A 14,334-nucleotide genomic window follows, 5' to 3' on the forward strand; every position below is an offset into this window, starting at 1 on the left:
CCGCCCGCTCCGCCCGGACCGAAATGATCACGTTCAGCACGAGACTCCCTGTCGCACCCGTCCTGCGATCGTCGTGCGACAGGGAATCTCCTCGTGAACGTGATCATCTCGAACGGGCTCGTGGGTCCGGCCGCCTGTGTGAGCGACCGGACCCACGAGGTTTCATTCTTCTTCTCTCATCACGGCGGCGGGTGGTACCGCCGTGCTCGATCCACCGGGACAGGGGCCCCGGCGAGTCTCAGTTCGACCTCGCCGCCTGCGGCACGATGGCCGGCGCGGCGATGCCGCCCTGCGGGACCTCGACGCTCAGCTCGGGGAAGCTCAGCAGCCCGACCTCGGCGCTGGCCACCTCGACATCGCCGAGGACGGGGACCGGGACGGCCAGCGTGACGCGGACCGACAGTCCGCCGCCCGACGCGGAGGCGGTGGTGCCGTCCTCGGCCAGGACGGTGTCGTCCTCGCGGTAGTCGGCGAAGTTCAGGTTCACCGACACGCCGCCCAGGTCGAAGGTCTGGTCGAAGCCCGGCTCGACGTCGATGACCTCGTCGTCGCCGACCTGCAGCTCCAGCGCCGGCAGCTCGTAGTCGAACGTCGCGCCACCGGGCTCGCCGGTCGCTTCGAGGCGGCCCCACGCGTTCGGGGTCTCGCCGTCGTCGGAGCCTGCGAGACCGAGCGAGATGCCGCCCTCGGCCGCCCCGCCCAGGATGCCGAGGTCGGCGAACCGGCCGCTGACCTCGACGTATCCGCCCAGGCTGCCGTCGTCCTTCGGGAAGGTGCCGGTCTCCTGGAGCAGCTGGCCGGCGCCGACGGTGATCAGCGGGCTGCCGACGGGCAGCTCGATCGGGAGCAGGTCCGCGACCGCTCCCAGATCGGCGACGTCGACCAGATCGATCTCGCCGACGCCCGAGTAGAGCGACGTGAGTACCCCGCCCGGAGCGCCCTGGGTGATCAGCGACGGGTTCCAGTTGGCCTTGACCTCACCGGAGATCGCGTCGAGGTCTCCGACGATCGGCACCTCGAGGCCGTGCAGGCCGTAGCTGGCGGTCTCGGCCTCCTCGGGCAGCGCGACCTGCTCGACCAGGTAGGGGACGTCGAACTCGGCACCGGCGCCGCCGATGCTGGCGATCGTGCCGAACGCCCGGGAGAAGACGCCGTCGTCCTCGCCCTCGATGCCGGCCGAGTTCGCCTCGGACTCGATCTGCCCGACGGTGACGTGCGCGTCGAGCGCCGGCACCTCGACCGGAAGGGGCGCCTCTGCCCCGGTCCGCACCTGCGCGGTGGCGTAGTAGCCGTCCGCGGCGATCCTGAACTCACCGGAGCGCTGGTCCGGCCCGGCGGCCCGGCCGGACTCGGCGGCCTGTGCCTGCAGTCCGGCGGCCGTGCACGCCAGCGCCGCGCCGGCGACACCCGCAACCACCATGACCGCGCCACGACGCACCCGCCGCCCCTCAGTCGCTTCCAGAGTCATCCGCAGCTCCTTCTCCATACCCTGCACTCTCCCGATCCCGGACGCATATGAAGGCAATGGCCCGAATTGACCGGTGCGTGAAAGTTGATCACGCGTCAATGACGCTAACTACGGGAATGATCGGCAGTCAACGGAGATGACGAAAGAGCGTCGAGGGTATTGATCGAATTCACCTTCGGCCGCACCGTTGGTGCCGGACGGTCCGCATTCGTCCGGTGCGGGCTCGTCTAGAATCGAGAGCCTGATGCACGCCGCCGTCCTGTCCTGGTACTCCGCGAACGCGCGCGACCTCCCGTGGCGCGCGCCGGACCGCACGCCGTGGGGCGTGCTCGTCAGCGAGATCATGCTGCAGCAGACGCCGGTGGTCCGGGTCGAGCCGGTGTGGCGCGAGTGGTTGCGGCGCTGGCCCCGTCCGGCCGACCTGGCCGCCGAGGAGCCGGGTGAGGCGATCCGCGCCTGGGGTCGCCTGGGCTACCCGCGCCGGGCGCTGCGACTGCACGCGGCTGCCGCCGCCATCGTCGAGCGGCACGACGGCGCCGTCCCGGCCACCTACGACGAGCTGATCGCGCTGCCCGGCATCGGCGACTACACGGCGGCGGCGGTCGCGTCGTTCGCGTTCGGCGCGCGGCACGCCGTCCTCGACACCAACGTGCGCCGCGTCTTCGCCCGCGCGGTCGCCGGCACCCAGTACCCGCCTGCCGCACCCACCGCCGCGGAACGCCGCACGGCGACCGGCCTGCTGCCCGGCCCCGACACGGCACCGGCCTGGGCCGTCGCCGTCATGGAGCTCGGGGCGCTGGTCTGCACGGCCCGGTCGCCGCGCTGCCCGTCCTGTCCCATCGCGACGGAGTGCGCCTGGCGGCTGGCCGGGTCGCCGCCCGACGACGGCCCGCCCCGCCGGGGCCAAGCCTGGCACGGCACCGACCGGCAGGCCCGCGGCCGGCTGATGGCGGTGCTCCGCGAGGCCGACGGACCCGTTCCGAAGCCACGGCTGGACGCGATCTGGCCGGAGCCGGTGCAGCGCGAACGCGCCCTCGACGCGCTGGTGGCCGACGGCCTGGTCGAGCCGCTCGACGGCGATCTCTTCCGCCTGCCGTCGTCACGCCCGACGTGACCACCCTTGACCGCCGGTAATCATTTCTGTACGTTCCGCCCCAAGCTGGCTCGCTGAAAACGGCAACCGCCCAAGGCTTGGGAGGCCGCATGCTCCGGATCCATCGCCGTACGCTGGTCCGCGCCGCCGCGGCCGCCGGCGCCGTCCTGCTCCTCGCGCCGCCGTCGCTCGCGGCGCCGGACACGACCAGCACCGACACCGACTGGGTCGAGCAGCAGCTCGCTGCCATGACGCTGGAGGAGAAGGTCGGTCAGCTGTTCGTGGTGCAGGTGTACGGCGCCGACGCGAACACCGTCACACCGGCCATGGCCGCCAGCAACCGCGCGGCCTACGGAGTCGACACCCCGGCCGAGGTGGTCGAGAAGTACCACCTGGGCGGGGTCATCTACTTCGCGTGGTCGGGCAACGTGAACAACCCTGAGCAGATCGCCCGGCTCTCCAACGGCCTGCAGCAGACGGCGACGGCCGACGGAGGCCCGCCGCTGATCATCTCGACGGACCAGGAGACCGGCATCGTCGCGCGCATGCCCGCGCCGGCGACACAGTTCCCCGGCGCGCAGGCGCTCGCCGCGGCCGGCAGCACGAACGCCGCCCGCGAGGCGGCCAAGATCACCGCCCGCGAGCTGCGCGCCGTCGGCATCAACCAGAACTTCGCGCCGGTCGCCGACGTCAACGTCAATGCCGAGAACCCGGTCATCGGCGTGCGCAGCTTCAGCTCCGACCCGGGGCTGGCGTCGGAGTTCGTGGCCGCCCAGGTGGCCGGCTACCAGAGCGGCGAGGGCGTCGCGGCGGCCGCCAAGCACTTCCCCGGCCACGGCGACACCACGACCGACAGCCACTACGGCGTGCCGGAGATCGACCACACGCGCGCGGAGTGGGAGGCCATCGACGCGCCGCCGTTCCAGGCGGCCATCGACGCCGGCATCGACGTCATCATGACCGCGCACATCGTCGTCGACAGCCTCGACCCGACCGGCGTCCCGGCCACGCTGTCGCAGCCGATCATCACCGGCCTGCTCCGCGGCGAGCTGGGCTACGACGGTGTCGTCATCACCGACGCGCTGAACATGGAGGGCGTGCGCCAGGGCTTCGGCCCGGACCGTGTCCCGGTGCTCGCGCTGCAGGCCGGCGTCGACCAGCTGCTGGTGCCCAAGGACGGCGACATGGACGTCATGTACCAGGCCGTGCTGCAGGCGGTCCGCGACGGCGAGATCAGCGAGGAGCGCCTGGACCAGAGCGTCGAGCGGATCCTCGAGCTCAAGTGGGATCGCGGCATCACCGGCGACGAGCAGGTCGACGTCGACCGCGTCGCCCGCACGGTCGGCGTCCGCGCCCACCAGAGCGCGTCCCAGCGGATCACCGACCCCACGGTCACCGTGCTGCGCAACACCGGGGCCGACGGCGCTGCCGTCCTCCCCGTCGCGGCCGGCAGCAGCATCAACGTCGTCACCGCGATCACCGCCGCGGGCAACGACCTCGCCACGGCACTGCGAGCGGGCGGGGCGACGGCGAGCGTACAGGCCGTCGGGACGCGTCCCAGCGACGCCGCGATCGCCGCCGCGGTCCAGGCCGCGCCCGCGCACGACCTCACCGTCGTGGTCACCTCGAACGCCTGGGACACGACGACCACCGACCCCGAGGGCAGGCAGCGCCGCCTGGTCGCCGAGCTCGCCGCGACCGGGCACCCCGTCGTCGCGGTGGCGGCTCGCAACGCCTATGACGTCGCGTACCTGCCCGAGTCGGCCGGCTTCCTGGCCGCGTACTCGTCGACGACGGTGTCGATGCGCAGCGTCGCGAAGACCGTGACCGGCGCGATCTCCCCCGCCGGCCGGCTGCCCGTCGTCGTCCCCGCGGCCGACGGCAGCGTGCTCTACCCGATCGGCCACGGCCTCACCTGGTGACCCCCGCCCGCACACACCGAGGAGCCCCCATGGACCGCCGCCGCTTCATCGCCTCCGCCGGACTGACCGCCGGGCTGGGTGCCGCCGGTGCAGTCGCAGCCCCCTCAGTCGCCTTCGCCGCCCGCGGCGGCTCGGGCGGCGACGACCCCGCCCGGGCCGTGCTCACCGGCGCCCAGCGGCTGGCCGACGACGACTGGACGGCGCTGTCCGGGCACCGGGTCGGAGTCATCTCGAACCCGACCGGCATTCTGCGCGACGCCTCGCACATCGTCGACAGCATGGTCGCCTCCGGCAACGTGGACATCGCCGGCGTGTTCGGCCCGGAGCACGGGTTCCGCGGCTCGGCGCAGGCCGGCGAGGCCGAGGAGACGACCATCGACCCGCGCACCGGCGTCACGGTCTACGACGCGTACGGCGCGCAGGAGGCCGGCTTCATGCGGATGTTCGCGCAAGCTCACGTCGAGGTGGTGGTCTTCGACATCCAGGACGTGGGAGCAAGGTTCTACACCTACATCTGGACCATGTGGTCGGCCATGCGCGCGGCCGCCCGCATGGGGCTGAAGTTCGTCGTGCTGGACCGGCCGAACCCCGTCGGCGGCACTGCTGCCGGCCCCATGCTGTTCCCCGGCTTCGAGTCCGGCATCGGGCAGCGCTACATCGTCCAGCAGCACGGCATGACCGTCGGCGAGCTGGCCCGGTTCTTCAACGCCGAGTTCCTGCCCGACGACGCCGGCGCCACCGTCGAGGACCTCGAGATCGTGACGATGCGCCGCTGGCGGCCGGGCTCGAGGTACGCCGACACCGGGCTGCCGTGGGTGCTGCCCAGCCCCAACATGCCGACCCCGGACACCGCGCAGGTCTACGTGGGCACCTGCCTGTTCGAGGGGACGGCGGCATCGGAGGGCCGGGGCAGCACGCGGCCGTTCGAGCTGATCGGCGCGCCGTACGGCACCTACCACTGGTCCGACGCGCTCAACGAGGCCGGGCTGCCGGGCGTCGACTTCCGCGAGGCGTACTTCGTGCCGACGTTCAGCAAGCACGTCGGCAAGGTCTGCGGCGGCGTCCAGCTGCACGTCACCGACCCGTACGAGTTCGAGCCCGTCCGCACCGGCGTCGAGATGGTCGTCGCCGCGAAGCGCCTCTACCCGGAGGCGTTCTCGTGGCGCGGCGGCGGCACGAGCGACGGCTTCATCCACCTGCTGCACGGCTCGGACCGGCTGCGGATCATGGTCGACGCCGGCGCCTCGGCCGACGAGATCGTGGCATCCTGGCAGGACGAGCTGGCCGAGTTCGACCAGCGCCGCCAGCAGTATCTGCTCTACCGGGGCCGGCGATGAGAACGCGCAGAACCGTCCTCGTGACCGCACTCACCGCCGCCCTGCTCGGCGCCGGCACCCCGGCCGGTGCGGGCGACGACGCCGGCCGGTTCGACGACCGGCACGACGACTTCATGTCCGCGAGCACGACGCTGCGCCCGGCCGACCCCGCGGACGCAGGCCTCGACCCGAACCGGATCGAGGCGCTGGTCGAGCGCGCCGCGTCGTACACCGAGACGCCGCCCGGCCAGACGCACCCGCTCTACTCCGGCATGACCGTGCTGGCCGCGCACGACGGCCGGGTGGTCGCCGAGGACGCCGCCGGCTGGGCACTGCGGTTCGCCGACGGCGCCGGCGCCGAGCTGCCGCAGGACGAGTGGATCCCGGCGGCGACCGACACCATCTACGATCTCGCCTCGGTGTCGAAGCTCTTCACCACCATCGTCATCATGCAGCAGGTCGAGGCGGGCCGGGTCGACCTGGACGCGCCCGTGGTCGACTACCTGCCGGCGTTCGCCGCCAACGGCAAGGCCGAGATCACCGTCGAGCAGCTGCTCACGCACACGAGCGGACTGGTGTCGTGGCTGCCGCTGTGGAGCCGCTGGCCCACCCCGGAGGCGCGACTGGACGCCGTCATGAACACCACGCCGGCCAACCCGCCCGGCTCCACGTACCTCTACTCCGACCTCAACATGATCACCGCCGGGATGATCGCCGAAGAGGTCACCGGCCGCCCGCTCGACGCGCTGGTCCGCGACGGCATCACCGGGCCGCTCGGCATGACCGACACCGGGTACAACCCGCCGGCGGCGAAGCGGGACCGGATCGCGGCGACGGAGTTCCAGTCCGCGCCGCCACGCGGCATGGTCCACGGCGAGGTGCACGACGAGAACGCCTGGTCGCTGAACGGCGTCGCCGGGCACGCCGGGCTGTTCGGCACCGCGCAGGACCTCGCCCGGCTGGCGCAGGCGATCCTCAACGGGGGCGCCTACGGCGGCGAGCGGATCCTGCGTCCGGAGTCGGTCGAGGCGCTGATCACCGACGCGAACACCGAGTTCCCGGGCAACGCGCACGGCATGGGCTTCGAGCTGAACCAGCGCTGGCTGATGGCCGCCCTGACGGCGCCGAAGACGGCCGGGCACACCGGCTACACCGGAACGAGCCTGGTCATCGATCCGCAGTCGCGCTCGTTCGTCATCCTGCTGACCAACCGGGTGCACCCGTCGCGCAACTGGGGCACGATCAACCCGGCCCGGCGCGCCGTGGCGCACGAGCTCGCGTACGCGATGTCGGTCCAGCCGCGCTCCGGCGACGACGCCTGGCGGGCGCACGAGGGCGACGCGACGACGTCGACGCTGAGCCTGCCGCTCGACTTGTCCGGCAGCTCCACCCTGCTGTTCGAGCTGTTCGTCGACACCGAGTCGACCGACCGGCTCACGCTGGAGCAGTCCACCGACGACGGCGCCACGTGGACGCCGGTGCCGTTCACGGCCCGGGCCGGCCGCGACCGCGTCGACGCCGCCGACGGCGTCATCAGCGGCTACCAGGGCCGCCGGTGGTGGGACGTGCGCGCGGGCCTCGACGGCGGCGGCGACACCATCCTGCGCTGGCGCTACGTCACCGACGCGCTCTACCAGGGCCGCGGCGTGTACGTCGACGGCGTCAAGGTGCGCACCCGCGGCAAGCCGGTGTTCGACGGCGAGCGGCACCCCGAGCGGTTCGAGGCCGACGGCTGGACTAGATCAGCTCGATGAGGTCGGCCACCGAGTTCATCACGTGGTTGGGCTGGAACGGGAAGCGGCCGATGTCGGCGCGGGCCGTGGAGCCGGTGAGCACCAGGTAGGTGCGCAGGCCGGCCTCCATGCCCGCGACGACGTCGGTGTCCATGCGGTCGCCGACCATGGCGGTGGTCTCGGAGTGCGCCTCGATGCGGTTCATGGCGCTGCGGAACATCATCGGGTTCGGCTTGCCGACGTAGTACGGGTCGCGGCCGGTCGCCCGGGTGATCATGGCCGCAACGGCGCCCGTGGCCGGCAGCGGGCCGTCCTGCGAGGGCCCGGTGGCGTCGGGGTTGGTCGCGATGAACCGGGCGCCCTCGCCGATGAGCCGGATCGCCTTGGTGATCGCCTCGAACGAGTACGTGCGGGTCTCGCCCAGCACCACGTAGTCGGGCTTGGTGTCGGTGAGCACGTAGCCGATCTCGTGCAGCGCCGTCGTCAGCCCGGCCTCGCCGATGACGTACGCGGTACCGCCCGGGTACTGGTCGGCGAGGAACTGTGCCGTCGCCAGCGCCGAGGTCCAGATCGACTGCTCCGGCAGCTCGAGCCCGGAGCGCGCCAGCCGGGCGGCGAGGTCGCGCGGGGTGTAGATGGAGTTGTTGGTCAGCACCAGGAAGCGGCGCTCACGGTCGGCGAGGCGGCGCAGGAAGTCCGCCGCCCCGGGGATCGCGCGGTCCTCGTGCACGAGGACGCCGTCCATGTCGGTCAGCCAGCACTCGATCTCTCGGTCGCTCACGAGTCCACTCTGACGTGTCGGGCCGCGCATGCGCCAGTGCGCGGCGTGCCGCCCGCGTCACACGGGACCGATCGGTCACACCCTGTCCGAGTCGCCCCCGCCCGGGGCCGCCGATCAGGTAGTGTCGCCGGGGTTTGCCCGAATACGACCCCCCAGGAGTACATAGACATGATCCGTACCACCAGGACCGTTCCGATGCTCGGCGCGCTGGCCGCCGTCGTGCTCGCGCTGACGGCGTGCGGCAGCGACAGCAGCGGCTCGGAGTACTGCGACCTCATCACCAACGCCGAGGAGGACGACTCCCTGGCCGACGCCGACCCCACCGATCCGGATGCGATGGAGGAGATCACGGCCACGTTCCGCGAGATCACCGACGCCGCGCCCGACGACGTCAAGGGCGACTGGGAGACCGTCACCGCGAGCTTCGAGGCGTTCAGCAGCGGCGAAATGCCGAGCGACCCCGAGGCGAGCGCCGACATGGACACCGCGTTCTCGAACATCGAGGAGCACGTCCAGAGCGAGTGCGACATCGAGCTCCAGGGCAGCTGAGTCCCTGCCCCAGCACGCGCAACGGCCCCGGAGCGAGCGCTCCGGGGCCGTTGCGCGTCAGGCGTCTTACGACGTCTTGTCGCGCTTGGTCGCCGCGGCGGTTCCGCTGGCGGCGCCGGCGCCGACCGGCGTGGCCACCTCGGCCAGGTCGGACTTCGGGCTGCCGGTGAAGGTGAAGGACGCACCAGCGCCCTCGCCCTCGACGTCGGCCAGGACGAGCTCGCCCGCCTTGAGGTCGCCGAAGAGGATCTTCTCGGACAGGGTGTCCTCGATCTCGCGCTGGATGGTCCGGCGCAACGGCCGGGCGCCCAGCACCGGGTCGAAGCCCTTCTTTGCCAGCAGCTCCTTGGCCGGCTGGGTGAGCTCGAGGCCCATGTCCTTGTCGCGCAGCCGCTCGTCCAGCTCGGCGATCCGCAGGTCGACGATGCGCAGCACCTCGTCCTGGGTCAGCTGGTGGAACACGACGATGTCGTCGACACGGTTGAGGAACTCGGGCCGGAAGTGCTGCTTGAGCTCCTCGGTGACCTTGGCCTTCATGCGGTCGTAGCTGCCGGTGGTGTCGTCAGCGGCCGAGAAGCCGAGGTTGACGCCCTTGGCGATGTCGCGGGTCCCCAGGTTCGTGGTCATGATGATCACGGTGTTCTTGAAGTCCACGACCCGGCCCTGCGCGTCGGTGAGCCGGCCGTCCTCGAGCACCTGCAACAGCGAGTTGAAGATGTCGGGGTGGGCCTTCTCGACCTCGTCGAAGAGCACGACCGAGAACGGACGCCGGCGCACCTTCTCGGTCAGCTGGCCGCCCTCTTCGTACCCGACGTAGCCGGGCGGGGAGCCGAACAGCCGCGAGACGGTGTGCTTCTCGGAGAACTCGCTCATGTCGAGCTGGATGAGCGCGGACTCGTCGCCGAACAGGAACTCGGCCAGCGTCTTGGACAGCTCGGTCTTACCGACACCGGACGGGCCGGCGAAGATGAACGAGCCACCGGGACGCTTCGGGTCCTTCAGGCCGGCGCGGGTGCGGCGGATCGACTTGGACAGCGCCGAGATGGCGTCCTCCTGGCCGATGATCCGCTTGTGCAGCTCATCCTCCATGTGGAGCAGGCGCGAAGTCTCTTCCTCGGTGAGCTTGAAGACCGGGATGCCGGTGGAGAACGCCAGCACCTCGGCGATGAGCTCGTCGTCGACCTCGGCGACGACGTCGAGGTCGCCCGCCTTCCACTGCTTCTCGCGCTCGATCTTCTGCGCGATGAGCTGCTTCTCCTTGTCGCGCAGCGACGCGGCCTTCTCGAAGTCCTGCGAGTCGATCGCGGACTCCTTCTCGCGCCGCACGTCGGCGATGCGCTCGTCGAACTCGCGCAGGTCCGGCGGCGCCGTCATGCGACGGATGCGCAGCCGGGCGCCGGCCTCGTCGATGAGGTCGATCGCCTTGTCCGGCAGGTACCGGTCGGAGATGTAGCGGTCGGCCAGCTGCGCCGCCGCCACCAGGGCGCCGTCGGTGATGGACACCCGGTGGTGCGCCTCGTACCGGTCGCGCAGACCCTTGAGGATCTCGATGGTGTGGGCCAGCGTGGGCTCCTGCACCTGGATGGGCTGGAACCGGCGCTCGAGGGCGGCGTCCTTCTCGACGTACTTGCGGTACTCGTCGAGCGTGGTGGCGCCGATGGTCTGCAGCTCGCCCCGGGCCAGCATGGGCTTGAGGATCGACGCGGCATCGATGGCGCCCTCGGCGGCACCCGCCCCGACGAGGGTGTGGATCTCGTCGATGAACAGGATGATGTCGCCGCGGGTGCGGATCTCCTTGAGGACCTTCTTCAGCCGCTCCTCGAAGTCACCGCGGTAGCGCGAGCCCGCCACCAGGGCGCCGAGGTCGAGCGTGTAGACGTGCCGGTCCTTCAGGGTCTCGGGCACCTCGCCCTTGACGATGGCCTGCGACAGCCCCTCGACGACGGCGGTCTTGCCGACGCCGGGCTCGCCGATGAGCACGGGGTTGTTCTTGGTGCGGCGGGACAGCACCTGCATGACCCGCTCGATCTCCTTCTCGCGGCCGATGACCGGGTCGAGCTTGCCCTCGCGGGCGGCCTGGGTCAGGTTGCGGCCGAACTGGTCGAGAACGAGCGAGCTGGACGGCGCCTCGCCCTGGGGGCCGGCACCGGCGGTGGCCGCCTCCTTGCCGCCCTGGTAGCCCGACAGCAGCTGGATGACCTGCTGGCGGACGCGGTTGAGGTCGGCGCCGAGCTTCACCAGGACCTGGGCGGCGACGCCCTCGCCCTCGCGGATGAGTCCGAGCAGGATGTGCTCGGTGCCGATGTAGTTGTGACCGAGCTGCAGCGCCTCGCGCAGGCTCAGCTCGAGCACCTTCTTGGCCCGCGGCGTGAACGGGATGTGCCCGCTGGGCGCCTGCTGGCCCTGGCCGATGATCTCTTCGACCTGTTGACGCACGGCCTCGAGCGAGATGCCGAGACTCTCGAGCGCCTTCGCCGCCACACCCTCACCCTCGTGGATGAGTCCGAGGAGGATGTGCTCGGTGCCGATGTAGTTGTGGTTGAGCATCCGGGCCTCTTCTTGGGCCAGGACGACAACACGCCTCGCGCGGTCGGTAAACCTCTCGAACATCAGTGGCGCTCCTTGCCGAGCGGTCGGCTGCGGAGACGGGGACTCCACATCTGACCATTCGATGCTATATCCGCCCGCCGCTTCCTCTGCGGGGTGCTCCCTGAGCGAGACGGCGGCAGCGGATCCTTCGTACTTACTGTGCCTGCAAGAACACCACGCCTGGTACCCGATGTTCCACTCGATAGCCTCCTCGGCCCCCGAGTTCGCTGCGGGCGAAGTTCCGTAGAGTGGCCCGATGCGCCGGACGGTGATCGCTCTCGCCGTGCTGACGGCGGTGGTGGCGGGCTGCGCCGGCGGCCCGGCACCCGAGGCGAGCCGCCCGCCGACGCCGCCGCCATCGTCGCCGTCGTCGCCGTCGGAGACCGCCTCGGCGCCGGCTCCGGTGCGTTCGTGGGACGGGCTTCGCGGCCGGCTCGAGGCGCTGGACGCCGACGTCGGCATGCTGGCGGCCCGGGTCGGCGCCGACGGCGCGTGCACCCCGGTGGCGGATCTGGACCCCGGCACGCCGCGGCCGATGGCGTCGGTCTTCAAGCTGTACGTGCTCGGTGCCGTCGCGGCCGCGGCCGACGCCGGCGAGCTCGGCTGGGACGACGAGCTCACCGTCAGCGGGAGCCTGCGCAGCCTGCCGTCCGGCGAGCTGCAGGACCTGCCCGACGGCAGCCGCGTGCCGGTGTCGCTGGCGGCCGCCAAGATGATCTCCGTCAGCGACAACACCGCGGCCGACCTGCTCATCGACCGCGTGGGCCGCCGATCCGTCGAGGAGGCGATGACCGCGCTCGGGCACGGCCGGCCGGGGCTAAACCAGCCGTTCCTCACCACGCGCGAGTTCTTCACGGTCGGCTGGGGCGCCGCGGGGCTGCGCGACGACTGGGCCCGGGCCGGTGCGGCCGCACGGCTGCGGATCCTGACGGCGCTGCCGGGCGGCCCGCTGCGGGTCAGCGGCCGCGACATCGACGACCCCGCGTGGGAGTCCGGGGTCGACTGGTTCGGCTCGGCGGCCGACGTCTGCGCCGCATTGGCGACGCTGCACGGCTCCGGCTGGTCCACGGGGACGACGGAGGTGCTCCGGTCGGTCCTGGGGCACAACCGGGGGGTGACCATCGACCGCGAGACCTGGCCCTACGTCGCGTTCAAGGGCGGCAGTGCGCCCGGTGAGGTGACTGCGGCGTGGTACGGGGAGCGGGTGGACGGCGAGCGCTACGCGTTCGTCATGCAGGCGGCGTCACCGGACGCCGCGGCGCTCGCGGACCGGGAGTCGTTCTTCCGGCTCGGGGAGGACGCGTTCGCGCTGTTCTCCCATTCCCCTCGCGGGACTCGCCACCGCGGTGGACCTCGCCGGTAGGCATTGCTGCTACCGGATCACCAGGGCCCGTAGGGGCCGTCGTGGGTGTTGGAGTCGCGGCGCCCGCCGCGGAACTGGCGCACCGCCGGCCGGACGTCGACCAGGTACACCGCGGCGCCTACGACGCCGAGCAGGTTCACGAAGAACAGCGGCGACGGGAACAGCGCGATCTCGACCAGGGCGGCGACACCCAGGATGCACAACCAGATGGTCTTGCTCCACTTGCCCGCGGCCGGGAAGGCCTGCTGCGGCACGCGGAGCGCGTCGACGAACGCGTACCCCTTCAGTCCCAGCGCCCCGACGCCGAGGAGCACCAGGATCCAGGACTGGAAATCACCGAAGAGGTTGGGGCCCATGGAGCCACTCTACGTGATCGGCCGGGGGTCACCAGGCCCCGACCGCCCGGTGACTCCCGTCGATCGGCAGGTCAGCGCTTCGTCTTGAGGTCCGAGGCGGCCTTCTCGGTGATACCGGCCACCTCGTCGGCGGCGTCGGCGACCTTGCCGCGCACGTTCGCGACGGCGTTCTCGACCGTGGGGCCGTACTCGGCGCGGAGCTTGGTGACGACGCCCTCGCCGCGGGTGGCGAAGCCCTCGTAGGCCTTGCCGGCCTCACGACCGGCCTCGGCCAGCAGCTCGCGGACCTTCTGCGGCAGGTCGGCGGCCTTGGCCTGCGCCGAGAGGAGCAGCTCCGGCAAGCCCTCGCGGAACGCCTTGACGTCGGCGGGGAGGTCGGCGAAGCGGGCCCGGAACTCGGCGCGCAGCTCCTCGTCGTTGACGGCCTCTGTGACCTTGGCCGGCAGCTCGCGCAGGGCCGCGACGGCCGCGTCGGCGGCACCGGCGGCGGCGAGGAGCGGCTTCCGGTCGGTGGGCGTGGTCTGCGTGGCCTGGGTGGGCTCGGTCGTCTCGGTGCTGGACATGTGGATCAACCTTCTTCTCTCTCGGTGCCGTGCCGCGCGCCGGTGGCGGCGCGGAACGACGCGTACACGTCGAGCAGCGCACGCTTCTGCTGCTCGTCGAGGTGCGGGTCGGCCAGGACGGCGTCCTCGACGCTGTGGTCGCCACTGGGTTCGTCCAGCAGGCCGGCCCGGACGTAGAGCGCCTCGGAGGAGATCCGCAGCGCCTTGGCGATCTGCTGGAGCACCTCGGCCGACGGCTTGCGCAGGCCGCGCTCGATCTGGCTCAGGTACGGGTTGCTGACGCCGGCGAGGTCGGACAGCTGCCGCAGCGAGAGCTGCGCGGTGCGCCGCTGCTCGCGGAGGAACTCGCCGATCCCGGCCTTCGTCATGCCATCGACATTAGCTAACTTTTGCAAGCAAATGCAAGCTGCTCGCTAACCCCGGGTCGTCACCGTCATCCCGGTGATCGTCGGCGATCGACCCCGTCCTGGCGTGTGTGTGTTCCGCGGACTTGTGTGACAGGGCGTTCGGAGACATCCGCGACAGTTCCTGATCATGGTCCGATGCTGGGGGGATGGGACCGGTGGGGATGTGGGACGTCGTGGACGTTCGAGCGAATCTG

Annotated in this window: 12 protein-coding genes; 6 read left to right on the plus strand and 6 right to left on the minus strand. The window is 71.5% G+C overall.

All coding sequences use genetic code 11. The annotated features are described in order from the left end of the window. Positions 1-238 precede the first annotated feature (238 nt). Positions 239-1,468, minus strand: a complete 1,230-nt coding sequence (locus E1212_RS27370) for a hypothetical protein (protein ID WP_131988429.1) — start codon at positions 1,466-1,468, stop codon at positions 239-241. A 244-nt stretch (positions 1,469-1,712) separates the two neighbouring features. On the opposite strand from E1212_RS27370, the gene E1212_RS27375 reads away from it, so the two are divergent. The 4 genes from E1212_RS27375 to E1212_RS27390 all read left to right on the plus strand — a co-directional run bounded on the left by E1212_RS27375 (position 1,713) and on the right by E1212_RS27390 (position 7,553). Next, positions 1,713-2,582 carry an HhH-GPD family protein gene (locus tag E1212_RS27375; RefSeq protein ID WP_131988431.1) on the plus strand — a complete coding sequence of 290 codons (870 nt, stop codon included), beginning with the start codon at positions 1,713-1,715 and terminating at the stop codon, positions 2,580-2,582. Positions 2,583-2,671: 89 nt separating this feature from the next. After that, positions 2,672-4,483 (plus strand): glycoside hydrolase family 3 protein, encoded by a 1,812-nt coding sequence (locus E1212_RS27380; RefSeq protein ID WP_131988433.1) that lies wholly within the window; start codon positions 2,672-2,674, stop codon positions 4,481-4,483. A 29-nt stretch (positions 4,484-4,512) separates the two neighbouring features. After that, the gene (locus E1212_RS27385) at positions 4,513-5,820 is read left to right on the plus strand and encodes an exo-beta-N-acetylmuramidase NamZ family protein (protein WP_131988435.1); all 1,308 of its coding nucleotides are present in this window, start codon (positions 4,513-4,515) and stop codon (positions 5,818-5,820) included. 20 nt (positions 5,821-5,840) lie between these two features. Continuing rightward, on the plus strand, positions 5,841-7,553 hold the full coding sequence (locus E1212_RS27390) for a serine hydrolase domain-containing protein (protein ID WP_203417326.1): 1,713 nt from the start codon (positions 5,841-5,843) through the stop codon (positions 7,551-7,553). Here the strand turns inward: E1212_RS27390 and E1212_RS27395 are convergent. Further along, entirely contained in the window at positions 7,537-8,277 is a 741-nt protein-coding gene (locus tag E1212_RS27395) for an HAD-IIA family hydrolase (RefSeq protein ID WP_420814446.1), read from the minus strand. The two genes, E1212_RS27390 and E1212_RS27395, sit on opposite strands and share 17 nt — an antisense overlap. Before the next feature lie 204 nt (positions 8,278-8,481). On the opposite strand from E1212_RS27395, the gene E1212_RS27400 reads away from it, so the two are divergent. Continuing rightward, the gene (locus tag E1212_RS27400; RefSeq protein ID WP_131988441.1) at positions 8,482-8,862 is read left to right on the plus strand and encodes a hypothetical protein; all 381 of its coding nucleotides are present in this window, start codon (positions 8,482-8,484) and stop codon (positions 8,860-8,862) included. Between the two features lie 66 nt (positions 8,863-8,928). On the opposite strand, the gene E1212_RS27405 is transcribed toward E1212_RS27400, so the two are convergent. Further along, positions 8,929-11,472: an ATP-dependent Clp protease ATP-binding subunit gene (locus E1212_RS27405; RefSeq protein ID WP_131988443.1), complete on the minus strand. Its 2,544-nt coding sequence runs from the start codon at positions 11,470-11,472 to the stop codon at positions 8,929-8,931. 235 nt (positions 11,473-11,707) lie between these two features. On the opposite strand from E1212_RS27405, the gene E1212_RS27410 reads away from it, so the two are divergent. Continuing rightward, the gene (locus tag E1212_RS27410; RefSeq protein WP_131988445.1) at positions 11,708-12,814 is read left to right on the plus strand and encodes a serine hydrolase; all 1,107 of its coding nucleotides are present in this window, start codon (positions 11,708-11,710) and stop codon (positions 12,812-12,814) included. A gap of 17 nt (positions 12,815-12,831) precedes the next feature. On the opposite strand, the gene E1212_RS27415 is transcribed toward E1212_RS27410, so the two are convergent. The 3 genes from E1212_RS27415 to E1212_RS27425 form a co-directional block, all read right to left on the minus strand. Next, a complete protein-coding gene (locus tag E1212_RS27415; protein ID WP_131988447.1) occupies positions 12,832-13,170 on the minus strand; it encodes a DUF2516 family protein in 339 nt (112 codons plus the stop codon). 71 nt (positions 13,171-13,241) lie between these two features. Beyond that, the gene (locus E1212_RS27420; protein WP_131988449.1) at positions 13,242-13,733 is read right to left on the minus strand and encodes a hypothetical protein; all 492 of its coding nucleotides are present in this window, start codon (positions 13,731-13,733) and stop codon (positions 13,242-13,244) included. Between the two features lie 5 nt (positions 13,734-13,738). After that, on the minus strand, positions 13,739-14,101 hold the full coding sequence (locus E1212_RS27425) for a helix-turn-helix domain-containing protein (RefSeq protein WP_131988451.1): 363 nt from the start codon (positions 14,099-14,101) through the stop codon (positions 13,739-13,741). Positions 14,102-14,334 lie beyond the last annotated feature (233 nt).

This window comes from Jiangella ureilytica (assembly GCF_004348545.1).
In the GTDB taxonomy this organism is placed as follows: Bacteria; Actinomycetota; Actinomycetes; order Jiangellales; family Jiangellaceae; genus Jiangella; species Jiangella ureilytica.